Below are 23819 nucleotides of genomic sequence, written 5' to 3'. Positions count from 1 at the left end.
GCGGGGGTGCGTGGGACTTTGAAATGGTGGGGCGGGGGTGCGTGGGACTTTGAGATGGTGGGGCGGTGGTGCTCTGGTTTCAGATCAGAACGCTTGCCGACTACTTTCAGTTTGCGTTCGCGATCGGGGGCGCGAACGACTTTTGGTCAACCGTTACTGTCTAACTGGTTTTAAAGGGACTTGCTGCCACAATGCTGTTCAACGCATCCTTTTCCGGTCTCTGGGACAGTTCGAATAAGTTTCTGTACATCGTCGGCGTTGTTGCAGCGAAGGGACACCGCAGGCAGAGCAACTCATCACGTTCCCGTTTAGTCGTTGAGTGGTCGACTCATCCGTTCGTGATGTCGCCTGTTGGATGCCACTGAGCCGAAGTCAGCCAACAGATCAGCGTCACCTGCTGGATTGCCGTTTCGGTTCGATGAAACCTACAACTTCTTTACCTTCACGCAAGGTAATTAAGTCTCGTTGGGCATGGTAAAAAGTCTAGCTCTAGGCGAGCTTTATTCTCTCGTCTGAAGGTGACCCTGGCTTCATTGATTATCGTCAGCAGGCTCCAGCGAAAAACGTCCAACGCGTCAAGGTTTTCTGCTCACAGCACAAGGGCTGGTCACCAATGTTTCCGGCCTCTTGTTTCTCGGCTGAATGAGCTATCGTTAGATGAGCCACATCGCAGCGCCGTCGTGTTGTAACCCGTAAAAGATCTCTTTAAAACGACCTTCTCTTCCGTCGTTCTGCATCCTTCTATTCGGCCTCAAAGAGCCTGGCACTTCGGGCACCAGTAGCATTTCCTGGCTCCGATGGGTTGTTCTATAATCGCGGTTCCGCAGCGAGGGCAACGATCTTTCTTGTACACAAGTAATCTCTCATCGCCGAAGGCTTTCTTCTTCAGTTGGCTCCGCTTGCCGTTTTTGGGAATGATGATCTTGTTATAGTCGACGCCGATATTCAGTAGTTCGACCAGCAGCTCCCAAAGTTCTTCGAACGTTGATGACGAGATCGATTTGCTTGCGCATTTTGGGTGAATCCCTAGCAGGAACATTACCTCGCAGCGATAGATGTTGCCGACACCTGCAATGATGGATTGATTTAGTAGTTGCTGACCAATGGGTGTCTTTGATCGCTGGAGCTTCGTCCATGCTCGGCTGGGCACGGCATCGGTTCTCAGAGGATCTTCTCCCAGCCGTTCCCTGAGTTTCTCGAGCTGCGTCGCGGTGATCAGTTCGCAGGTGTTGGGACCGTTAAGGTCGAAGGCGTGCTCCTTGCCGACAGCACGCAGCCGTACCAATCCGCGTGGTTCTGGTGGTGGGCTGGAGTGTCGACGAAACTTGCCATAGAGCCCCAGATGCACATGCAGGATTTGTTTGGCCCAGTGATAGAACAGGTGCTTTCCATGGGCCTCAACCGTGTGCAACATTTGCCCGCTCAGTACCGCCGCCTCGTCATGAAAGCGGCCTTGTGGAGACGAAACGCGAAGCTTCTGGTTGGCAAACCAGTTTGTATGATCCCTGGCGATGCGATGGATGGTGTGGCCTTCTGGCATTGATTTCCAGTCCTCTTTGGAGCCAAGCAATTTGTTGGGGTGATCACCTCACTACACACTCCGGTGCGCATCTTTGTAGAAGAATGTTATTGAGCCTGATTCAACAGATCATTTTAGCCTGAGCGCTGTCTGCATGATTCTCGGAGATTTAATGTGCACAAACAGGAGGTGTTTTGATTTGATGTTTTTCTAAATGTGCATCTGTTCAGCCTGTGGTGAGCAAGCATCATACCACTCACGATTGACTGCTTTTAACTGTCCAGTGAACGCTGGTATAACTACTCCATGAGGGGAAGAATGTTTCCAAGAATGCTCGTTCTCGTTGCCTTGGCCGCAGGTGTCGCTACCCCCAGTCAACTTTCTGCTCAGTCGAAACCGAACATCATTGTGATCATGGCTGATGATGTAGGTTGGTCGAATCCGAGTTGTTATCACTCGGGGATCATGAGCAGTCAAACTCCTCATATTGATCGCATTGCTCGTGAAGGGATTCGTTTCACTGATCATTACGCTCAGCCCAGTTGCACCGCAGGGCGATCTGCGTTCTTGACGGGACAGTTTCCCATTCGTACCGGCATGCACACGGTTGGTTTGCCAGGGGACGATAAGCGGTTGAGCAATCTTGATCCAACCGTCGCGCAGTTGCTCAAAAAGCTTGGTTACAGCACAGGGCAGTTTGGCAAGAACCACCTTGGTGATTCGAACGAAGCCTTGCCGACTCGACATGGGTTTGACGAGTACTGGGGCTGGTTGTACCACTTGAATGCCATGGAATATGCATCCAACCCGGACTTTCCCAAGGGTGACGCCGGCGCTGCGTTTAAGCCTCGCAACATCGTGGATTGCAAAGTTGATGAAAACGGAAACCAAGTCGTTCGTGATGATGGACCGTGTCCTCCTCAGCGAATGAAAACGTTGGATGACGAGGTTACCACGCGAACGCTCGACTTCATTGAGCGGAAGGCCAAGGATGATCAGCCCTTTTTCTGTTGGATGTGCCCTGCTCGCGCACACATCTATACCTATTTCTCCGATCGATATAAAAAGTTGCTCGGTACAGATGGCATGGGAATGCAAGAGGTCGTCATGAAGGAGCTAGACGACAATGTCGGAAAGGTTCTCGAAAAGCTGGATGCCCTGGGGATCGCCGACAACACCATTGTTGTCTTCACGAGCGACAACGGACCAGAGATCATGACTTGGCCGGACGGGGGGATGACTCCGTTTCACGGAGAAAAGGGGACGACATGGGAAGGAGGCTTTCGGGTGCCGATGGTCGTTCGCTGGCCAGCGCGGGTTCCAGCAGGACAGGTAAGCAACGGGATCACCGATCACATGGACTTTCTGCCAACCTTAGTCGCTGCGGCAGGTGGTCCTGAAGACTTAACAGAGGAACTGAAGAGCGGATACGAGGGCTATCGTGTTCACCTCGACGGCTACAATCAACTGGATCTCATGTGCGGCAAAGGTGCATCGAATCGAAAAGAAGTGGTTTATTACGAGGGCACCACCCTGCAAGCGGTTCGATACAAAGACTGGAAAGCTCATTTTATCGTTCAAAATGAAGGTTGGTTCGGTCCTAAGGAACGACTTGGAGCTCCGTTGTTATTTAATCTTCGTCGCGATCCCTTTGAACGAGCAGCAGATGAGTCGGGGCACTATATCGAATTTCTTGGCAAGAACATGTGGGCCTTTGGGCCAGCGAAACGAATCGTTCAAGAACATTTGGCGACCTTCAAAGAGTTTCCCTCGCGATCGACATCGGCAGGTTCAAACGCTGAGGAGATTAAAGAAGATGTGACAAGTGATCAAATGGGACAGTAAGCTGATCTCTATTTGTGCATCTGGACATGCGGTATTGTGCGGTTGCTGAACCTGATTGTCTATCATGAAAGTGCGGCTGACGTGGATTCCTTAAGGACTCGCGTTTTTTTGGGTTGAACCGTCAGTGGTGACTTGTATAAATCGTGAGCGCTCGCAATTTGGGGCCGCGTTATCATGCTCCGGCACGATGATTGGCGTGGTCCTGGATTGCCATCTTTTCTACGGATGTCTTCGGCTGTTGGTGTTTTGATGAAGATAAAGAAGCAACACGCTCTCCCGGAACCAGAGGTTGACGATACGATCAGGCCTCATGAGTTGATGCCGAACTCGCCAACCCGTGATTTGCGAATTGCCACCGCTGGTGTAGATGACCCGACGCTCGCTTTTGACGCCGATGCTCAGCCCGCAATGCCATTGCTTTCGGGCTCAAAGTATGAATATGACTATCAGCTTGGTGAGGGCGGCATGGGGACCGTTCTCGCGGTTAATGATCTGTTCATTGCTCGTAAGGTAGCACTGAAGCAAATCAAGGAAGGCAAAGGTCCCGAGTGTCAAGAGAAACTAATCAGCGAAGCTCGTTTGCTGGGCCGTTTTGAGCATCCTAATCTGCCACTGATTTATAGCTTGGAAGTGGATGAGAAAGGTAGTGCTTTCTACACGATGCAGCATGAAGGCCAACGCACGTTAAACGAACTGATGGCTGATTTGGCTGCAGACGAATCCTGTGCCGATCCGTTCACATCAATCTCGACGAAGATTGATATCTTCCAAGGGCTTTTGCAGGCGCTAAAGTACGCACATGAGCTCAACGTGCTTCACAGAGACATCAAGCCTTCGAATGTCATGATCGGTGATTGCGGTGAAGTCAAACTAATTGATTGGGGACTTGCGTTGGAAAAAAGTTCGGGTGATGAAGGCAGTTATGAGTTGCCTTCGCAATCTGGCTTTACTGGCACCCCAAGATATTGCTCACCTGAACAAGCGAATCCAAACATCGAAAGGATTGATGAGCGGAGTGATCTGTACTCGGCATTTATCTGTTTCTTTGAATTGCTCACGCTGACGCCGTACACGCGACCAACCCTCGGTGTGCAAGAAACACTGGCGGTGATGAAGAGCAAACGTCCTCCTAGCGTGGATTCACGTTGTTACACGAGCTCATTCCCAGGCGTTGTGCCCAAGGAGTACCGGATCTTCATTGCCCAAGGTTTGGCGACCTCTCCCGAGGATCGCTTTCAGTCGGCTGAGGAAGCATTGGAAGAACTTCAGCGTCTGCGTTGTGGACAACTTGGGATTCATTGTGTGGTCACGGGCACTAAGAAGGTGCTCCGCAGCTATGAGGCTTTTCTGGATAAGTATCCACGCGTTGTGGTACTCATCACGCTCTTTATCACGGTCAGTTTCATGCTGCTCATGGGGCGGATCGTGTTTGGGATGTTGATTGATTTCGCTTGACAGGTATGAGCATTGGCGTTTCGAGAGCGGTTTGTTCGCACCACTAGGCTGCATTTGTCAGTCGGTTGCGTGAGCTGATGCGGATCACTGATGCTGTGAAAGCAAATCGCTGGCCGTTGTTTCAGTGCTTGCGTGAATTCATCGCGAATTTTTAGCGACGGCAGATTGCTTGCACGAATGCACTAGCCGGTTTGGTATGATCAGGCGAATGAGTGACTGTCTGTCAGCGAATGCTTCGCAGAATATGATTGGCGGAGAACTCATTCGCAGTGAACAGTCTTGGTACTACCGCGTGGATGATCGCCATTGTCTTTTCAAACGAGCCGTTCGATGACGGTTGAATCGCCGTCAATCTTGGATCAATACCGACGCGTTCGGCTTGCCTCGGCGGTGATTGTCGAACCTCTTGAGCCCGAGGATTGCTGCATTCAATCCATGCCGGACGTCAGTCCGCTGAAGTGGCACTTAGCCCATACCACTTGGTTTTTCGAGACCTTTGTGCTCAAGCCAGGATTGCCAGGTTATCAAACGCCCGATTCTCGTTATGAGTCTCTCTTCAATTCCTATTACAACAGCGTTGGCCAGCAATTCGCGCGATCAGAGCGTGGATTCCTGTCCAGGCCGACGTTTGCGGAAGTTCTCGAATATCGTCAGCATGTTGATGATGCGATGCAGACACTGCTCGCTGGTGATCCAAATCCGTCGTTGCTGAACGTCGTAGAACTAGGCGTCCATCACGAACAGCAACACCAGGAACTGATGTTGATGGACATCAAGCATGTGTTCTCGCGTAACCCGCTGGATCCGGTTTACCGAGAACGCGACACGGAGGAGGCCACCGACCTGATTCAGTTCGATTGGGTCGAGTTTGAAAGTTCTCTGGTCAAAATCGGTCATTCGGGGACAGATTTCTGTTTTGACAACGAAACCCCTGAGCACCAAGTTTATGTCGAAAAGTTTGAACTGGCCAATCGATTAACAACTTGCGGCGAGTATCTAGAATTCATCAATGATGGTGGCTACGAACGCCCTGAGTTCTGGCTTTCCGAAGGCTGGCGGGTTGTCAAAGATTGTGGCTGGGATGCACCGTTGTACTGGCAGTTGCAAGGCGATCAGTGGAGTGTGTTCACGCTTGCGGGTTTGAAAGAGCTGAATCCTAGCGAGCCCGTTTGTCATGTCAGTTACTATGAAGCGGACGCCTTTGCTCGTTGGAGCCAGTGCTGGTTGCCACAGGAAAGTTACTGGGAGACGGCTGCCAGAGCAAAGGAATCAAAAGGTGGCAGTTTCCTTGAATCAGGTCATTTGCACCCTCAGCCAGGTGGTGCGTCTGTTGATTGCGGGGCATTGTCGCAGATGTTTGGAGACCTGTGGGAGTGGACTCGCAGTCCATACATCGCCTATCCCGGCTATCGAGCCAGTCGCGGAGCCTTGGGCGAGTACAATGGGAAATTCATGTGCAACCAGATGGTTTTGCGAGGTGGTTGTTGTGCGACCCCTGAATCGCATTTTCGTCTGACCTATCGAAACTTCTATCCCGCCGGTGCCCGATGGCCCTTCACAGCGATTCGGCTTTGTCGAGAACTGGGTGCCGATTGATTGCAAGCCGAGTGAGATGATGCGGTAACGGTTGCATCGCGGCAAGATTTGTTCAGAGGGGTGGAACAGCGATGTTGGAGTTGGTCGGTGTATCGAAGCGGTATGGTTCGTTGCGGGCGCTGTGCGAAACGAATCTGACGTTTGGCGCCGAAATGGTCTACGTCGTCGTTGGCACCAGCGGTTGTGGCAAGTCGACGTTGTTGAAAGTCGCTTTGGGGCTCGCCCGCCCCGACTCTGGCACCATTACCTTTGACGGCATCGGCATCAATGACACGAACGTCCTAAGTTATCGGCAGAAGATCGGGTATGTCATTCAGGATGGCGGTCTGTTCCCCCATCTGACCGCTCGAGATAATGTGACTCTCGTGGCGCGTCAATTGAAGTGGAAATCGGATCGAATTGCCGAGCGTGTGCAGGTGCTTTCGCAATTGGTGCAGTTGCCTGACGAGGCGCTGGACCGCTTTCCCGCACAGCTCTCTGGCGGTCAACAGCAGCGGATCGGAATCATGCGAGCCCTGATGTTGGACCCAGACGTGTTGATGTTGGACGAGCCACTGGGGGCCCTGGATCCGCTGATCCGACACGACTTGCAGGTTGATTTGAAGCGGATCATCCAGCAGTTAGGCAAGACGGTGATCATGGTCACTCACGATGTTCATGAAGCGGCTTTCTTTGCTGATGAAGTGATTTTGATGCGCGATGGGCAGGTGTTGCAGCAAGGAACGATGGAGCAGTTGTTATCGGCGCCGGTTGATCCGTTTGTCACGCGTTTTATTCGCGCTCAGCGTTCGGTGCTTCCCCAGGAGGCGTCATGATTCGCTGGATTCTGTTCATCATCGGCATGTTATTTTTGGCCTTTGTGCCCCTGTCTTGGCAGCGCAGTAAGGTGAAGGTCGGCTCTAAAAAGTTCACCGAATCAGTGATCTTGGGCGAGATGCTGCGCATCTTGTGCGATGACGCAGGCGTTTCGGCCCAGCATTCATGGGAGATTGGCGGCACGAAGTTGGTCTTTGAAGCCCTGCGAAATGGAGACATTGACGTCTATCCAGAATATACAGGAACCATCGCTCAAGAAATTCTTGGGAACTCGACGGTTGACTTCGCCGCGATGCAGACAGCACTGCAAGAGCTTGGGATTCAAATGTCGCAGCCATTGGGTTTTAACAACACCTATGCACTGGGCATGACCAGGCAACACGCCGATGCATTGCAGATCAAGACCGTCAGTGATCTGCTGCGGCACCCGCAGTTGAGATTTGGGTTCAGCAATGAGTTTGTTGACCGGGAAGATGGTTGGAAAAACCTACAGTCGCATTATGAATTGCCTCATCAAGAAGTGACTGGGCTGGATCACGATTTAGCCTACAAGCAACTTGAGTTGGGGGCGATCGATGTGATCGACGTTTACACAACCGACGCCAAAATCAATTCATATGATCTAGCCGTGTTGAAGGACGACTTGAACTACTTTCCTCGCTACGATGCCGTGCTGCTGTATCGCGACGATTTACCGGATCGATCTCCTCAAGCGGTTCGGTCGCTGTTGCGATTGCAGGGAGCGATTTCCGAATCCGAAATGATCGATGCAAACAGTCGAGCGGAAACTGAGGCAGATGTGTCCGAGCCACGCGTCGCGGCTGATTGGTTGGAGGCACGGTTTGGAATCGTGACGGAGGTCAAGCGGGAAACTTTGCTGGCTCGTTTATTGCAACGAACGATCGAGCATCTGGACTTAGTGCGGCGCTCGTTCCTTCCGGCCATCTTGCTGGCGGTGCCGCTGGGGATCGCTGCGGCAAAGTTGCCCAGGTTGGGGCAAGTGATTCTGGCATCCGTTGGCATCATTCAAACCATTCCTGCCCTGGCGCTGTTAGTCCTGTTCATGCCTGTCGTTGCTGCGTTTGGTTTGGTCGGGGTTGGGCTGGGATCCAGTACTGCCGTTGCAGCCCTCTTGCTCTATAGCTTGCTTCCCATTGTGCGGAACACGCATGCTGGACTGGTTGGGATTTCCAGCCATCATCGTGAGGCGGCGTTAGCGTTGGGTTTACCACCAACATTTCGTTTGCTGCACATCGAATTACCGCTTGCCTCTCGCAGTGTTCTTGCTGGGATCAAGACCGCTGCGGTGATCAACGTTGGCTTCGCAACGCTGGGGGCCTTGATTGGGGCTGGGGGTTATGGCCAGCCCATCTTGAAAGGGATTCGGCTCAATGATTTGAGCTTGATTCTTCAGGGGGCAATCCCTGCAGCGATCCTGGCGCTGGCGGTACAAGCTGCTTTTGAATTGGCGGAACGATGGTTCGTTCCCAAGGGTCTGAGACTTTCACAAACTTAACGATGGAGATTCATCAATGGCTAAAGCTATCTGGAACAATGCAGTGATCGCCGAAAGCGATTCGACCACGATGTTGGAAGGGAATCATTACTTTCCGCCGGAATCGATCAAGTCTGAATTCTTTCAAAACAGTGATGCAACCACCGTGTGCGGATGCAAGGGAACCGCTAGTTACTACGACGTTGTCGTTGATGGAAGCGTCAACGCGGAAGCTGCTTGGTACTACCCGACCCCAAAACCTGAGGCGTCGCAGATCAAGGGATACGTTGCGTTTTGGAAGGGCGTGACGGTTCAGGAATGATTCGTTTGAAATGGCTGGCATTGCCTGATTAAGCTGTTTGGTTGACTGTTGAGAACTACCGGAACCCATGGTGTAGATGTGGATAATTCGAGCACGACGTTGTTGGATCTAGAGCCTTGTTCCCAGTCTTTTCTGGACGAGGTGATTGACGGACTGGAGCAGTCGCCCAAGAGCTTGCCCTGCAAGTACTTTTATGATCAGCGTGGATCTCAGTTGTTCGATCAGATCTGTGATCTGGAGGAGTACTATCTGACGCGCACTGAGTTGCAAATCATGGAAGACTACGCCGACGAGATGGCACAGCAGATCGGCCTGGGTGTGATGCTCGTTGAATACGGCAGTGGCAGTAGCGTCAAAACACGTTTGCTGTTGGATCACTTGGAACAGATGGCCGGGTATGTGCCCGTTGATATTTCCCGCAAGCACTTGCAAGAAACCTGCGATCGTCTGGCCCAGAGTTATCCGGATCTAGAAGTGTTGCCTGTCTGCGCGGACTTCACCGCTGAATTTGCGTTGCCTGTTCCCAGTCAACCAGCCACCCATAGCGCCGTTTACTTTCCAGGGTCGACCATTGGCAACTTTCCTCCCGCCGAGGCCGAAAAGCTGCTCGCTCAGATCGCTCGACTTTGTGGGACAGGAGGAGGGCTGTTGATTGGCGTCGATTTGCAAAAGGATCATCAGACACTCGAGTCAGCTTACGATGATGCCCAAGGGATCACAGCGGAATTCAATCTGAATCTGCTGCGGCGTATGAATCGCGAGATCGAAGGTGATTTCAAGTTGGAGCAGTTTCGTCATCGGGCTCGCTACAATGATCAGCATGGCCGCGTGGAACTGTTCCTCGAAAGTAAGATTGAGCAATCGATCTCTGTTTCTGGGAGGACGTTTTGGCTACATCAAGGCGAGTCCATTTGCACCGAGCATTCACACAAGTACACCGTGCAGGGCTTCGCTCAGATTGCTGCCAACGCTGGACTGACGCTCCGTAAGGAATGGACCGACGACGAGCAGCGTTTTGCCGTGATGCACTTTGTGAAGCTGGCGGAGTAGCCCTCCTAATTCAGCCACTTGCCGATGGTTGCTTGCGGCGTGGTCATGCAATGCCTGCATTTTAGGGCGCCGTCACTTCCATTTCTGTATTGATGTAATTGAGCCAGGTGTACCAGCGAAAGAATACTTTGCGCACCGGGACCAGAGCTTTGCCCTGATCGGTGTAGACCGTCGCTGCGCCTGCGGTACCGGCTGGCAGTGAAAGGTTTGTGATCCCTTCGACGTCCAGTCCGATAAAGAACCTGCCGTGGGATTCGGGGGTGGTGTCGAGCAGTCGACCATCGCTTAGAACCTGGCCTTGAGGAATGCCCAAGTTGAAGCGACAGACGGTGGCTTGAAAGGTTTGTCCCGGCAGGTCATCGAAGGCGACTTCGGCTGCGTCGCCGATCTTGATTTGATTGAGCGAGGGCTGATCGAAGGTTGCACCGATGATAAAGTCAGCATCGCGCACAAAGGTGACCACACCGCCCTCCGTCGCACGAATGTTCTGTCCAGGACGTAGGCTAAGGTTGGTGACGATGCCGTCGTCTGGGGCAACGACTCGCGTGTCTACGAGGTCGATTCTTGCTGAACGCAGTTCGGCGCGAATGCGAGCGACGGTGGTGTTTTCACCGTTGATGACAGAATCCAAGGCAAGCTTGGCGTTTTGTCGTGCAGCGACTGCCTGTCGAACGGCTTCTTCGGCTTGGATAACAATCGTATTGACGTCACCGATCTTGGCATCGAAAGCGACCTGTGCGGCATCTCGTGCGGCAATCGCTTGGATCGAGGATGCTTGGGCAGTGCGATAGGATCGCTCTGATTCTTGGAGGTCTTCCTCTGAAGTCGCATTGCTTGCGATCAATGCCTTTTGTCGGTCGTACTTCTCTTTGGCCAGCTTTTCTTGTGCGGCAAACTTGTCGACGCTGGCTTTGGCGGCATCTAAGTTCGTCCCCAGGACTTTGACCTGTTGCTGAGCGTCGACAAGATCAGCGCGTGCACGCTGCTCGTTCGCCTCTGCCGACGCCAGTTTTTGAGGCAGCATTTTGGCTTGCTGAATGGCTTCGGCAAGCATCGCCTCCAGCCGATCAACATCGGCTTGGTAGGGAGCAGGATCGACTCGAAAGATCAGGTCGCCTTTCTTGAGCGGTGAGTTGGGCTTTGCGGCGACTTCAACCACCGTGCCATCCATCCGCGTGCGCAGAGGAATCACAGCCCTCAGCACGCGAAGGTCGGTCGACATGGGCTGAAAGACGTTGATCAACAGCAGAATGCAATAGATCGCAGCGCAGCCAATTAGCGTGACATAGATCTGATTTCGCGTCGACGGTTGAACCAGCTTAAAGACGTTGAAGACCAAGTAGAGTACGACGATGTACACAATCATCATTGCCAGAATCATGCGTGATCCTCCGCTTGCTTGAGGTTGGCTTCCAGCTGAGCGACCCGAGATTCAAGTTCCTTGAGTGAAGGATTCTCGGCTTGCTGGTTTACCGCGTTGTAGTCGTAGTAGGCCCAAATGATGGCAGCGAGATACAGAATGCCGCCCGTGAAGAGCAGTCCCAACCAAGACATCACGCGCACCGCGTCCACTTGAGGATGGTTGCGTTTGGTGGCAATGTTCGCTGGCAGGTCTCCCAGCCAGATCACTAGGAAAATCAACCCGCAAAAGACAACGAGCATCGCGCCAAAGGCGATGAAATCATAGATGGACATTCTGTCTCCCTGAGGGACGCCGGTCTTGAGGTGCGCTCATTGGATGAAAACCGATTGAATTCGCCAAGTCAAAGAAGTAATGCATGGCGATCACGCAGCGTCAAGTCTTGAATCAGTCTTGCATTCTAGTTTGCAACCTTCGCCTGTGTCTCTTCAGGATCGCACCGGCGATGGATTTCCGCATCCATTGATGCAGGATTGTTCAATGCGCAGGGCGGTTGAGTCACGGCGTTGGGGGCCCGTAAGACTTTAAGCCAGCAATTGCAATCCTGGCTGAGGGAGTTCCACTCCCATGTTTACCGGATTGCGATGCTGAACGATGCTGGACGCTAAGCCAGTAGCTCTTCGAGTGGGCCAGTGAGGTCCAAATGTTTGAGGCTTGGGTCGAATTGCCCAAACGTCTCAGGCGTGGCCATTCCCGCCGCGTGCATGAAGGCGAGGTAAAGGTTGGCAATCGTTCGGTGGCCAGTTTCTTGATACTTGGGGTATTCAAGATAACGTCCCATGTTGAGTTTGTTGCCGAGTCCACCTAGTAAGATGAAAGGCCAGTCAGCTTGGCCGCCGTGATGGTCTCCACCTGCACAGGACATGTAGACAATCAGGGTGTTGTCCAGCATGGTTCCGTTGCCTTCGGGGACGGCATCGAGTTTGCTTGCCAACTGACCAATCTGTGTCAGGTGAAGTTGCTCGATTTGTTGGCGCGCTTGATGGCCTGTCCAGCCGTTGGATGCGGTGTTGGTATCGAGGTGCCCAATGGCATGCACTGAATTGGATAGCCCCAAGTCTGAATATTTGACGCCTAGCGTGTCGGGTCGCAACGTGATCACGTTGGTCAAGCCAGCGATGAGTGCTGCCGAAGCGATTTCAAAGTGCGATTCGATTCGAGCTGACGGCGCGAGCGCATCGTAGCGATCGGTCATCGTTGGCGCATGCTCTTGGATCTGGTCGATCAGTCTGGCCTTTTTGGCTTCAATGTCTCGCAGTGAGTTAAATGAATCGGTGTAACGTTCGAAGCGTTCTTTCTCGCGACTGCTCAGCTGTGTTTTGATTCGCTTGGCATCTTCGGTCAGGAAGTCCAGGAGGTTTCCGTTGAGCGCAAGCTTGGTTTCCAATTGCTTGGGCGTTGCCACCGCGGCGCCGAAGAGCTCTAGAAAGGCCTTCCGTGGTGACGCTTGATAGGCGACTGGCTTTCCAGCAGCATGGGCAGACAGGTTGGGGTAGCAATAGGATTGTTCGGGTTTCCAGCCGGTCTCTAGCAGTCGGCCGTTCATTGCCATGCCGTACATGGCGTAGGGGCCTTTGGAAAGATGTTGTCCCAGCAGGCAGTCGATGGTGGGTGCAACAGCAATGCGTTCGGAATCGTGGCAAGACAGGGCCCCGAAGCCACAGGTGTGATCGCCGCGAAAGCCCTCGCCAGACAAACTCTGAATAATCGTCAACCGATCCGTCCAGTCAGCGAGTGGCTGCAATTTTTCTGGCAGCGTCAAATCGGCGAGAGAAGCGTTGACTTTGGGACCAAGTCGGCGAGCACGATTGCCAAGTTTCTTGCCGTCCTTGGTGTCGACGTAGTGATTTTCAAGTTGTTCGGGAACAAGATTAAACTTGTCGATGCCGGATGACTTGACGACAAAGACGAAACGCTTTGGCAGTTGTATTTGATCTTCCGCGGCTTGCGCTCGCAATGCCAGCATCAAGGGGGACAGTCCTAGCGAGGCGCTGCCAAGTGATGCTTGTTTCAGAAAGCGTCTTCGATGTGAATTCATCGTGCTATCCACGAGTTATCGTCGGTAAAGGAAAGAGTCTGAGCTGAGCAGTGAAACAACCAGTGCTTTGAAGCTGCCGCCGTTTGCTAAGTAGGCTTGTTCTGCCGCGATCAGGGTCTGGGAATCACTGAGCATTTCATTGCGGCCCATCAAGTAGCGAAATAGGTGCCGAATAAACGATTGGCGTGCTCGCTGTGAATGCCCCAGGCGATGCATCATCTCAACCGCGTCTTGGACGGGGCCGTCAACGTTCGGGTCACCGGAACCGGAGATCATACCAGAGGCATCCACTGGACGCGTCGTTAATTCGTTGGCTTCTAAACGACGTTCAAAATCACCATCGCGTCGGTGGTAAACTTTGCCATCTTGGTCGAAGTAGATTCGATTTCTGTATCGCCCCCAGTCGTCAAAGATCTCAAAGGTTTCCCCCAGCGGGTTGATTTTGCGATGGCATTTCCAGCAGCGTTGGTCACGCAGGTTCTGCATTCGCTGACGCAATGTTTGGTGTGGATCGCTGGGCACCGCTGCATCCACATCCGGCGGAACATCGCCGAGCACACCTGCCAGCAGTCGTTCGTAAACCCAAATGCCCCGACGAATCGGATCATTGTCTTCATTCAATGAATGGGCTGCTAGCCAAGCTGGATGTGTCAGCAAGCCGGCGCGTTGGTTTTTGGGCATGGCTAGCGGTTGTTCTAAGGGCCAGTCCCATTTTTGTTCATCAGCGCTACCACTGCTTGGCAAGTTATAGGGCTCGATGTACAGCAGGTCACCAATGCCGCGTGACTTGGGAGCGAATGGATAGCTTGGATGCGGGTTCATCCCGGCCGCGATGGCGGTTTTGTAACGTTCAACGCGAAGCTGTTCGGTCTTGCGGTATGATTCCAGGCGGCGTTCTGCTTCGTCCTTTTTGAGTTGCCAGTCTTTGACCTCTTTTTGCAGTTGTTCACGTCGCTGTTGGACTTTTTCTTCGACATAGCCTGGTGCGGTCATCTTCGCGACCTGTTCGTCGTAGTACTCTTTGGCGTATTGATTGTTGCCTGGGTGCGCGATGAAGTATTGGTTGGTTGTCAGCAGTTCCGCAATGACGTCTTGATCCTGACGCAGGACATGCTCGATCAGCATCTTGGCGTCGTGGACAAGCATGTTGGTGTTCCACTGATTGATCTTTTCACGTCGTCGTCGATCGTTGTCTTTGAAGACGTTGCCGGCGCGATGGAATCCGAAGTATTCTTCAAAGAATCGCATGACGCGTGGCAAGTCGCGATGTTCCCATCTGCCGGTGGTCAATTGCTGGTCCATGATTTGCTGGACCAGGGCTTCAACGTCTTGTTTGTTCTTTAGCTTGTCGGACTTCCAGGCGTCGCGGATCAAGTGGTTGCGTTCCGGTGGATGATCCGTCAATGCATAGGCTAGCGAGTAGGCGATTTCGTCGGATGAAAGCTGACGGCGACCGTGTTGATCAACTGGGCCGCGTCCGAGCTCCATGCGAAACATCGACTCGGTGCTCAAAAACATGGCCTTGATGGTTGTTTTGATTCCTTCCAAGTTTCCGCCAGTGGAAATGTTCTGTTTGCAAAAGGCCAAGTACTTAGCGATTTCAGCTTCGGAAAGATTACGTCCAATCACACGAAAGAACTCTCGTTGCAGAATGTCCTTGAGCTGTTGATCAGAGAGTTCTAGTTCGGGGGCGGCGTAGCGATCAAATTCACCCCGTCGTTGACGATCGGCAAGAAATGAGTCGGCGGCAATGAGCATCATTTGCACGGTGCTCTGATCAGCCACCGAGATGGATGCATAGTCTCGGATGCCTCGCTCGGAAGTCATGAACGTGAACGGACTCTTGGCGTTACCCAGTCCACGGTAGGTGAAGATTGCCGGGCTGTAACGCCAGATGCGAGCGGGCGAAAAGGGTGGCGTTTTGATGTCGCCCGAGAAAAGTTTCTCGTGGCTGACCCAGTTGCCGTACTCGGGAGCCAGGAGCTTTTTCCGATAGCCTTCGTAGCGGCCTGTTTTGTTGAGCTCGTTCAGAATCCAGCCTGTGACCTCAGCGCGGTCCTTGGCGTCCGGTTGGTCAGATTCGGGCGGAGGCATTTGGTCGAACTGCAGGTTCTGTAGCACATCGATCCACCGTCGAGCCCGCGCATCGGTGGTGAAATCTGGTGTCAGCGACTGTAGATCCGTCTGGCCTTCCGCATCGTCCCCGGTGTGGCAGTCCAGGCAATGCGCGTTCAAAAACGGAGCAATCCGAGCTGAGAATACTGCGTTGGAAGTTTCTTGGGCGGCGACGGGTGAAGTGAATTCCGCAAGGAATGTCATCCAGCAAGCCACAGCGAGAGTCAGTGAGGATCCGCGCATCGCATTTTTCAATCCAGGAGGCAGTGGGATCTATTTATCAAACGTCAGCGAAGGGCTCATCTTAGCTGTCCGAGCAGTCATTCTCCACAGTGAGTGCCTTGGGGTTCTGGCGTTGCCGAACAAACGGTGCGAATGAGCCGTAGTCGGTCCTTGGGGCAGTCGTCCGGACCAACGGTTCCTGGCGAACGCTCCTGAACCCTGTTTTCGGTCTGTCTGACTGCGCGGCTTTCCAATGCTGCGTTGGATGTAAATTTCCGTGAGAATCACGGTGGAAATCACTGAGCCGTTGGAGTCTTGGGATGAAGAACGCATCGTTGTGTTCAGTTTTGGGCAGCTTGATGATCGTGAAGTGTCCGTGAAAGACTCTGGATTTCGGCGTTTCGGACTGGCGTTGGCCGTCGGCTCCGATAATAAACAGGCAGTGGTTCCGACCCGAATGGATGGGCAAAGCCGATAGGTTGACTCGTTTGATGTTTCGCCAACAGTACTGCAGCTATTTCGCGCTCGTCGCGTTGCTCCTCGGCAACGTTGCTGGGTTGTTGCATGTTGGTTCGCATCATCACCACGACTGTTGTCAGGTGGTTCAGCCATCTGAAGGGCAATCTAAACAGGTCACAACGACCTCGCGCGGCGAGAGTTCAGATCAGCATTGGCACTGTCAGTGCCAACATCACGCTCAGCCATCTGATCACCCCGATGAATCGTTGCCCCAACGCAGCGAAGATCAATCTTCAGGCGACACGCCCTGCGATCATGACAGTGATCATTGTTCGATTTGCCAAGCCATGGCGTTTTCGTTCAAGGGTTCATTGCTAGACATTGCACGGGTTGAATTCGATGCTCCCGATGTATCCACTGCTGTTGATACGTCGTATCGATTGCAACTGCCAGCGACTCAGGTTGCCGGCCTCTTTGCCCGCGGACCACCTTGCGTTTGAATCGCATCGTTCAGTTGATTTTGGTTCGTTCCGGTTTTGGGATCTTTGCTTGTTAGCAATCTCATTGACCGTCGTTTCACCGCTAGGCTGAGGCTTGGCGATCGCCTAACGCGATCACGTGTGCGTCTGACGAATCTTGGTTTCATGCTGTCTTGGTTTTTCGGGAGTGTCACGCAATGGCAATGGGTCATGCTGCGCCCAGGCAAGGATACAAGCTGACAAGTATCTTGACGACAGATTTCTGTCCCTGGGCAAATCGTTTTGTTTATTGGTTGAAGGAGCCCGTGGGTTGGTTGTTCGTTGCAATGAACATCAGCGTTATCGTGGGGCTCTATTTCAGTCCGGTTGGTTGGAGTATTGCGTCGGCGCTACTAACGTTGATGCTGGTCGGCATCGCTTGGCCTTGGGTTGCCGTCCGCGCGGTCAAGGTGGAGCTCAGCCCTGGCACACCCGCAATGAACGAGGAGTCGTCTTGCGTGATGGTGGTCAAGGTGCGCAACCGCTTGCCGATTCCGATTTGGGGACTAGCCGTCGAAGGCTTCTTTGATCCCTTTGATGCGGATCAGGTAGAGCAAGAAGTGCACGCTGCAGCCGTCGCTCCCTTCGCGTTAGCGTCGGTGCCTCCACTGTGTCGAGCCGAGTATCAAATCGAAGTTTCCCCTCGATTGCGTGGCTGTTACCCTAAACATGAACCTCAGGTTTGTTGCGCGTTTCCGTTTGCCATCTGGACCGCGCGTCGAAAGCTGGCTGATTCGGGCCAGGTCATCGTTTGGCCGAAGCTCTATGAAATGAATCATGGCCAGGTTGTCGCTGGACGCTTGACTCAGCAATGTGGTGAGGGATCTTGTCCGGACCGCAGCGGCGATTTTCTGGGAACCCGCGAATTCCGGCGCGGTGATTCGGCTCGCCAAGTGAATTGGGTTGCATCTGCGAAGCTTGATTCTTTGATCGTTAATGAACGGGGTGGACCGCGTCAGTCTCATTTAAACCTTTGGGTTGATACCGTTGATCACGGCGACGGAATCGACGAACTGTCTCAGCGGATGCGTGTCGCCGCCAGTGTGATCACTGCGGGGCAGCAGAAAGGCGTCTCCATGAGCGTTACTGTTGGGGATCGCACGGTGCAGCTGACCTCGGCGGTTGTCTCCACACGAGCTGTATTGGATCGATTGGCAATGGTGCCTTTGGAAGGTTGCTCTTGCCGAAGCGCGCTGATGGCTGCGGGGCGAACCGATCTGTTGATCACTGGAACACAGTGCGAACCCTTCGCTCAGCGACTCAGTAAGCTCGCTGGTCAACCTGCGGCATGGGGTGGTTTGGGCACATTGCTTCAAGTGACTCATCGAGGGGCACTATCGGGCGCCGGGGTCGTCGTGCAGCCCGAGGATCTCGCTGATCAGCAAATGATCGCCAAAGTTGTGGCGGCAATCTGGAAGGAGATCGGCAATGTCCAAGCTGCTGCTTAAACGTGCGGTCGGTGAAGCAATCGCATTGGCGTTGATCGCCTGGTTTGCGGTTGGGACGATACGCTATCCCATCGAGTCGACGCCGACGTTTTGTGTCGAGTGCGCATTGATCGGCATTGCGTTTTCCATCGGACTGCGTCTTCGATCTTTTGACCGCCATCGAGCTTCCATCGCTTGCATGGCATTCGTCGTCGCTTTACCGATGATCATGTACGTTGTCACGCGAAGCATGAGCAATGCGATTGCAACAGAGATGGCGGCGATGACCAGTTTTGGCTGCGCAGGCCTGGTGATGTCGGTGGGAAGTTTACGGCTCCGGTCGATTTCATTGGTCGTGTCTGGCTTCTTGACCTTGTTCACCGTGTTTATCTCTGACGCCCCGTATGCGTTATTGATTGGCATTGGTTGGATCACGCTTTGTCTGTGGCACCTGATTGCCAATCACTGGGAGCGATTTTCGACCTGTGAAGTCAATTCGGTGCAGCACACGATGAAGTTCCGACCGTTGATGGTCGCTGGTGCGGTTGGCTTGGTGGTCTTGGGAACGTGGGCCGTGAGAGGTCGATTGGGTGAAGCGTCCCCCTTTGGGTTCGGGTTCATGCCTACCAGCGGTGGATCGCAGTGGTCAGACCCTGGGGCTCGTCATGGCATTGGCAGCGGTGACGCCGCCATCGCTGCTCAGCAACAAGCGGATTCCTTTGGGGCGGTGGACAGCGAGTTTTTCCTCGAGTCGACGGAGTCAACGCTGTTTGACATGTTTAGCGATTCGGTCGGACAGCCCAAAAAACGCGGCGTCTGGGAACGTCGTCAAGGAATGTTGTCACTGAACGTTCAAGAGGCCCATGGCAGAACATCGAAAAGTGAGCAAGGCGGAAGTTCATTCAGTACCGATCGTGCACCGCCAGAGCGACACTCGCATCTTGACGATGTTCGCAGCAAAGCGGCGATCCAATGGGAGGGACCGACCGGCATTCGGCTAGCAATGAATCGCTATGACACCTTTGATGGTGTTGATTGGACGAATCAAGCAGAACTCGCTGTTGAAAAAATGCTGCCTGTGATTTCAGGCCAGGAACGTCAGCAGACGTGGTTCTTCGATCCAGCGACGTCCAGGGAATTCTTTGACGGCGCTGCAAACGAGATCGCGGTTGGACGAACGAAGGTGATCGGACTGAAGTCCCAGCGGATCCCTTTGCCGATGATGACCAGCGGCGTGCACATTAAAGAGGTTATTCGAGGTGACTTTTTTGCGATCGATCAAGATGGTTCGTTCTTGATGCCCGATCGCGTTGCCGTTCCAGCGTTAACGATCGTGCATTCAGCATCACGCAAGCTGATGGAAGACGAACTGCTGGATCGATTGCAGGAAAACTGCTCGCTGGCGACGCAAGAGAGATGGCGACCAACCGAGTTAAAAAAGCTCTGCCAGCAGTGGACGAACGAAACGGGTAACAAATACCAACAACTTCAGTCGATTGTCAATCATCTGCGGGCGGAATTCGAACTTGATTCCACCGTCGACTTGGGCGAGGGTGAGTTAAGGCTGACCGATTCGCAGACGGAGTTTCCAATCGAAACGTTTTTGCGCACCAAACGCGGTGGGCAACACTTGTTCGCAACCACTGCTGCCTTGATGGCACGCGAGATTGGACTGGAGTCACGGTTGGTCACTGGATTCTATGTGCGGCCCTCTGCGTTTGATCTTGGCGCCTCCCACAGCAACGTGATGCCAAGAGATGTGCATGTCTGGGCAGAGGTCAAGTTGGACGATCAGCACTGGTTCGAAATTGAGCCCAGTCCCGGTTACTTGCCACCGGTTTACTCGCCTTCGCTCTGGTTGCGTTCAAAGCGATACGCCGCGGCAAATTGGCCGTTGATGCTCGGTGGCGTGCTCAGCTTGTTTTTAATGTGGCGGTTGAGGCTGATTTGGCTGGAATGGGCGTTGATGTTGGTCTGGTGGCTTTCGTCCTGGTTGCCAGCGCAGGCTCGCTTGCGACTCGCGGTGCGAATCATTGAAACCAGGGCTTGGCTGATTGGTAAGTCACGGCCGGCAGGTCAGCCGACACGCGACTGGTTGCTGATGATGACTGGCAACGATTCAACGGTTGAACAAGGACATCAAGAAATTCTTCGATCCTTCTGCGATCTGGCAGATCGGATCTGTTTCGGGAACGCCTCCAGTCACCATGACATGCAGGCATCCCAGCGTCAGGTGCTGCGAGATCTGGTGCGTACGTTTTCTGCAAATCGACTCGCCCTGCACTTCACTGAGGTAACACAATGACGACGTTAGTTAACGAGCCCGAGCAAACCGTTGATCATGCTCCACTTGTGACGCTCCGCAAGAGCTTGAATCAAGTGCTCTATGGCAAGGACGAACAGATTGAGTTTGTACTTGCTTGTTTGTTGGCCCGAGGGCACTTGCTGCTTGACGATCTGCCGGGGACCGGGAAAACCTCGCTCGCTAAAGCGTTGGCCGGTTTTTTGGGTGGTGAACTGGCGCGGATTCAGTGCACACCTGACTTATTGCCAGCCGACGTGACTGGATTCAATTTGTTCAATCAGAAAACGCGTGAGTTTGAGTTTCACTCGGGCCCAGTCTTCTCTGACATCTTGTTGGCCGATGAATTGAACCGAACCACACCGCGAACGCAAAGCGCCTTGCTGGAGGCGATGGCCGAGCGTCAGGTGACGATTGATGCCGTTGAGTATCAATTGTCGGAAACGTTCATGGTCATTGCCACACAAAATCCCATTGATTCGCATGGTGCCTATCCGTTGCCAGAGGCTCAGTTAGACCGTTTTGCCATCAAGCTCCAGATCGGTTACCCCGACCGCAGTGCGCAAATCAAAATTTTGGAGTCCGCAGTTGGCACGTTGGGCGATCAACCGAGCCCGGACAACGTGTTTAGCAAGCAGGCATTGATTCAGCATCAACGCCAAGTTGCCAATCTAACGGTGCATCCGCGTCTGCGAGAGTACATCGTGGATCTGGTCGACGCGACTCGGAATGATTCGGGGATCGCCTTGGGCGTTAGTCCGCGTGGCATGTTGCACTGGCAACGAATGGCTCAGGCTTGGGCTCATTTGCAAGGCAGGGATTTTGTGACGCCGAGTGATGTCGTCAAGGTCGCCTATCCCGTGCTGAGCGTCCGTCTTCAAGTGCATCATGACGATCTGAATGCTGCGATTGAACGAGTGATTCAGTCTGTTGCCGCACCGGAATATAAATAGCTTCTCTTCTTTTCCAGTTGGTTTGACTTATGAAAACGATGGGTCCTGCGGTCAGCAGAGGTCACAGTTGTCTGTGTTTCCCAGTCAAGGCGTGGCAGCGTTTGGTGTTCGTGCTGATCGCGTCCCTGCCGTTGTGCTTCACCGGGTGCGGTCAAGGTTCCTCGTCCGTTGTACTGACCACTGAATCGGTCGACTTGGACGACCGTCCTGAATCACTGATTGAGTTGTCACAGAAAATGCGCACGCTGCTGAAAGAGATTCATCAGCAAACCGCTAGCGACGAAGACAAAGCAATGTTAGCCAAGTTAATCGCGCTAACCCCCGAGTATGCTGCCGACACCGATCTGGCAGAGAAGCATTGGATTCCCATTCATCAACTGAGTGAGGCGATCGTTCAATCGATCCAATCGGGGCCGGGGTCGTGGGGAGTCGAGCGACAGAAGCAAGTTTCCCAGCTATGCCAGTTGTCTGAAGACGCATGGGAGACGCTGGAGCCCGACAAGCAGATCGATCGGTTCTTGCCCCACAACCATGAGGATCACGGTCATCACCATCACGACGAGCATGGGCACGACGAGCATGATGATCACTGACACAACCCCTATCGTTTGAGGTGTATCGATGAATGAGTGGATTCAAGGAGCGATTTTCGGCGGTGCGATTCGGATTGCGGAAGCGACGATTTCATCTATCCCAACGCTGTTGATTGGGTTAGGTGTCGCAGCGATTTTGCGTTACTACCTTGGTGCTGCCGGGACGCGGAAACTTTTCGGTGGTGATTCGCTGCGATCGCTACCACAATCTTGGTTGGTGGGGATGCTGCTGCCGGTCTGCAGTATTGGCGTGCTGCCAATTTTGATCGAAATGCAGCGCGCAAAGATCAAGGTCGGGGCAATGTCTGCGTTCGCCTTGTCGGCACCGCTGTTCAACCCCATGTCCCTGTTGTATGGGCTGACGCTTTCACGACCCTACGTGATTGTTCTGTTTGCGCTGGGGTCGCTGTTTGTTGTGACCGTGGTGGGCGCGATTTGGGATTCACTTGCAGAACGTTCCAGCGTGGATTCCGATGCTCAGGCCGATGCGAGTGATACGTCCGATGCTGTGATCGGGATGCGGCGTTTGCTGTTGGTGGTCGTCTACGTTTGCCGGCAGTTGTGTGGCCCCGTGGGGCTTTGGAGCCTGATTGCTGTGAGTGGGATGGTGCTGCTTTCGGCCATTTTGCCTTTCGGTTCATTGGGGACCGCGATGGAACGGGACGATTGGTGGGCTCCAGCGCGGATGGCGTTGGTCGCAGTGCCTGTCTATGCGACTCCGATGCTGGCGATGGGCCAGTTAGGGATGATGTTTCAGCATGTCAATTCGCCCGGCGCCGCATTCATCTTGCTGGTCATCGGCGCTGGGATGAACTTGGGCACGTTAGCTTGGATGGCCAAGAGTTTTGGTTTGCGAAGTGTTGGAATCTGGTTCTCTTGCTTGATGCTGATCGTGGTTTCAATTGCTTATGTAATCAATCGGCCCTTGGTGCCTGTAGGCGTTCAGCCGGCCGGGCATACGCATGCGTTTGACGGCTACTCCAACCCGATCCTCACGGTCGATTCGACCACCGTTGACTTTGTGCAACGCAAGCTTGCTGAGACGTTGCAGGTTAGCGCGATGATTAGTCTGGGGCTGCTGGCATGGCTCTTGCTCGTTGGCGCAGTCTGTCGCGTGCTGGGCTGGGATGAAGCCTTTTTCGGTGGCACCAGTACGTCGTTACCGGCAAAGCTGGGCGATGGGTTTCAGCCTAGTGAGCCCGTTGCTGGTAAACCGGGGTTTGATCGCAATGTCAGCCCACAGACAGTCGGTGGGACACTGATTGCCGGTATCATTGCATTGAGCATTACGATGTGCTTTGCCTTTTATCCTTCGCCCGATGAGTGTATCAAAGAGATTCGTTACATTCGCAGTGATGCCATTTCTGGCGTGATGACGGCTCACGATGCAGACGCTGAATTTTGGTTGCCACGTTGGGACCAATGGTCTCGCCGGATGGAGGTCGGGGCAATCATTCGTCGTGGCCACCTGACCCCGTATCAGCGCATGCAAGGCTATCTTTTGCGTTCCAAGATTGACCTTTTAGAACACGAGATCGAAGAGGAACATCCGGACAGGGAGCGAGCAACTCAGATCGCAACGGAGCTGATGCTCACCGAACAAAGATTGATCGACGCCTATCGCAATCCCGAATCAAGTGTCAGGGGCCAAGATTCAACATCCACGCTGTAGGT

Annotated in this window: 20 protein-coding genes; 15 read left to right on the top strand and 5 right to left on the bottom strand. The window is 53.4% G+C overall.

Annotated features, from left to right (window positions below):
* Positions 1-751: 751 nt before the first annotated feature.
* Complete coding sequence (locus SV7mr_RS22655; RefSeq protein ID WP_145276991.1) at positions 752-1540, bottom strand: Fpg/Nei family DNA glycosylase; 789 nt, start codon at positions 1538-1540, stop codon at positions 752-754.
* A gap of 285 nt (positions 1541-1825) precedes the next feature.
* Between SV7mr_RS22655 and SV7mr_RS22650 the strand changes: the two genes are divergently transcribed.
* The 8 genes from SV7mr_RS22650 to egtD all read left to right on the top strand — a co-directional run bounded on the left by SV7mr_RS22650 (position 1826) and on the right by egtD (position 10098).
* Complete coding sequence (locus tag SV7mr_RS22650) at positions 1826-3364, top strand: arylsulfatase (RefSeq protein ID WP_145276989.1); 1539 nt, start codon at positions 1826-1828, stop codon at positions 3362-3364.
* A gap of 249 nt (positions 3365-3613) precedes the next feature.
* Entirely contained in the window at positions 3614-4819 is a 1206-nt protein-coding gene (locus tag SV7mr_RS22645) for a serine/threonine protein kinase (RefSeq protein ID WP_419187792.1), read from the top strand.
* Positions 4820-5027: 208 nt separating this feature from the next.
* The gene (locus SV7mr_RS25695) at positions 5028-5153 is read left to right on the top strand and encodes a hypothetical protein (RefSeq protein ID WP_419187791.1); all 126 of its coding nucleotides are present in this window, start codon (positions 5028-5030) and stop codon (positions 5151-5153) included.
* On the top strand, positions 5150-6415 hold the full coding sequence (gene egtB, locus SV7mr_RS22640) for an ergothioneine biosynthesis protein EgtB (protein WP_145276985.1): 1266 nt from the start codon (positions 5150-5152) through the stop codon (positions 6413-6415). The genes SV7mr_RS25695 and egtB overlap by 4 nt, the downstream gene beginning before the upstream one ends.
* Before the next feature lie 71 nt (positions 6416-6486).
* Entirely contained in the window at positions 6487-7230 is a 744-nt protein-coding gene (locus SV7mr_RS22635) for an ATP-binding cassette domain-containing protein (RefSeq protein ID WP_145276983.1), read from the top strand.
* Positions 7227-8747: an ABC transporter permease/substrate-binding protein gene (locus SV7mr_RS22630; protein WP_145276980.1), complete on the top strand. Its 1521-nt coding sequence runs from the start codon at positions 7227-7229 to the stop codon at positions 8745-8747. The genes SV7mr_RS22635 and SV7mr_RS22630 overlap by 4 nt, the downstream gene beginning before the upstream one ends.
* Positions 8748-8763: 16 nt before the next feature.
* Positions 8764-9048, top strand: a complete 285-nt coding sequence (locus tag SV7mr_RS22625) for a DUF427 domain-containing protein (RefSeq protein WP_145276978.1) — start codon at positions 8764-8766, stop codon at positions 9046-9048.
* A gap of 78 nt (positions 9049-9126) precedes the next feature.
* A complete protein-coding gene (egtD, locus tag SV7mr_RS22620; RefSeq protein ID WP_145276975.1) occupies positions 9127-10098 on the top strand; it encodes an L-histidine N(alpha)-methyltransferase in 972 nt (323 codons plus the stop codon).
* A gap of 61 nt (positions 10099-10159) precedes the next feature.
* Here the strand turns inward: egtD and SV7mr_RS22615 are convergent, their stop codons facing one another.
* From SV7mr_RS22615 to SV7mr_RS22600, 4 genes are all read right to left on the bottom strand, one after another.
* Complete coding sequence (locus SV7mr_RS22615; protein WP_145276973.1) at positions 10160-11479, bottom strand: HlyD family secretion protein; 1320 nt, start codon at positions 11477-11479, stop codon at positions 10160-10162.
* Positions 11476-11793 carry a DUF3302 domain-containing protein gene (locus SV7mr_RS22610; protein WP_145276971.1) on the bottom strand — a complete coding sequence of 106 codons (318 nt, stop codon included), beginning with the start codon at positions 11791-11793 and terminating at the stop codon, positions 11476-11478. The genes SV7mr_RS22615 and SV7mr_RS22610 overlap by 4 nt, the downstream gene beginning before the upstream one ends.
* 329 nt (positions 11794-12122) lie before the next feature.
* Entirely contained in the window at positions 12123-13556 is a 1434-nt protein-coding gene (locus SV7mr_RS22605) for a DUF1552 domain-containing protein (protein ID WP_145276969.1), read from the bottom strand.
* 15 nt (positions 13557-13571) lie between these two features.
* Positions 13572-15875 carry a DUF1588 domain-containing protein gene (locus tag SV7mr_RS22600; protein ID WP_419187790.1) on the bottom strand — a complete coding sequence of 768 codons (2304 nt, stop codon included), beginning with the start codon at positions 15873-15875 and terminating at the stop codon, positions 13572-13574.
* 307 nt (positions 15876-16182) lie between these two features.
* Between SV7mr_RS22600 and SV7mr_RS22595 the strand changes: the two genes are divergently transcribed.
* The 7 genes from SV7mr_RS22595 to SV7mr_RS22565 all read left to right on the top strand — a co-directional run bounded on the left by SV7mr_RS22595 (position 16183) and on the right by SV7mr_RS22565 (position 23817).
* The gene (locus SV7mr_RS22595; RefSeq protein WP_419187789.1) at positions 16183-16371 is read left to right on the top strand and encodes a hypothetical protein; all 189 of its coding nucleotides are present in this window, start codon (positions 16183-16185) and stop codon (positions 16369-16371) included.
* 13 nt (positions 16372-16384) lie between these two features.
* Entirely contained in the window at positions 16385-16852 is a 468-nt protein-coding gene (locus SV7mr_RS22590) for a hypothetical protein (RefSeq protein WP_145276963.1), read from the top strand.
* A 305-nt stretch (positions 16853-17157) separates the two neighbouring features.
* Positions 17158-18318: a DUF58 domain-containing protein gene (locus SV7mr_RS22585; protein ID WP_419187788.1), complete on the top strand. Its 1161-nt coding sequence runs from the start codon at positions 17158-17160 to the stop codon at positions 18316-18318.
* Positions 18299-20602: a transglutaminase-like domain-containing protein gene (locus SV7mr_RS22580; RefSeq protein ID WP_145276959.1), complete on the top strand. Its 2304-nt coding sequence runs from the start codon at positions 18299-18301 to the stop codon at positions 20600-20602. The genes SV7mr_RS22585 and SV7mr_RS22580 overlap by 20 nt, the downstream gene beginning before the upstream one ends.
* Entirely contained in the window at positions 20599-21552 is a 954-nt protein-coding gene (locus SV7mr_RS22575) for an AAA family ATPase (RefSeq protein WP_145276957.1), read from the top strand. Before SV7mr_RS22580 ends, SV7mr_RS22575 begins: the two co-directional genes overlap by 4 nt.
* A gap of 29 nt (positions 21553-21581) precedes the next feature.
* Positions 21582-22145 (top strand): hypothetical protein, encoded by a 564-nt coding sequence (locus tag SV7mr_RS22570; protein ID WP_145276955.1) that lies wholly within the window; start codon positions 21582-21584, stop codon positions 22143-22145.
* A 28-nt stretch (positions 22146-22173) separates the two neighbouring features.
* The gene (locus SV7mr_RS22565) at positions 22174-23817 is read left to right on the top strand and encodes a permease (RefSeq protein WP_145276953.1); all 1644 of its coding nucleotides are present in this window, start codon (positions 22174-22176) and stop codon (positions 23815-23817) included.
* Positions 23818-23819 lie beyond the last annotated feature (2 nt).

It is taken from the genome of Stieleria bergensis (genome assembly GCA_007745635.1).
In the GTDB taxonomy this organism is placed as follows: Bacteria; Planctomycetota; Planctomycetia; order Pirellulales; family Pirellulaceae; genus Stieleria; species Stieleria bergensis.
The sequence above is the reverse complement of the archived record's forward strand: the minus strand, read 5'-3'. Positions and strand labels throughout refer to the sequence as shown.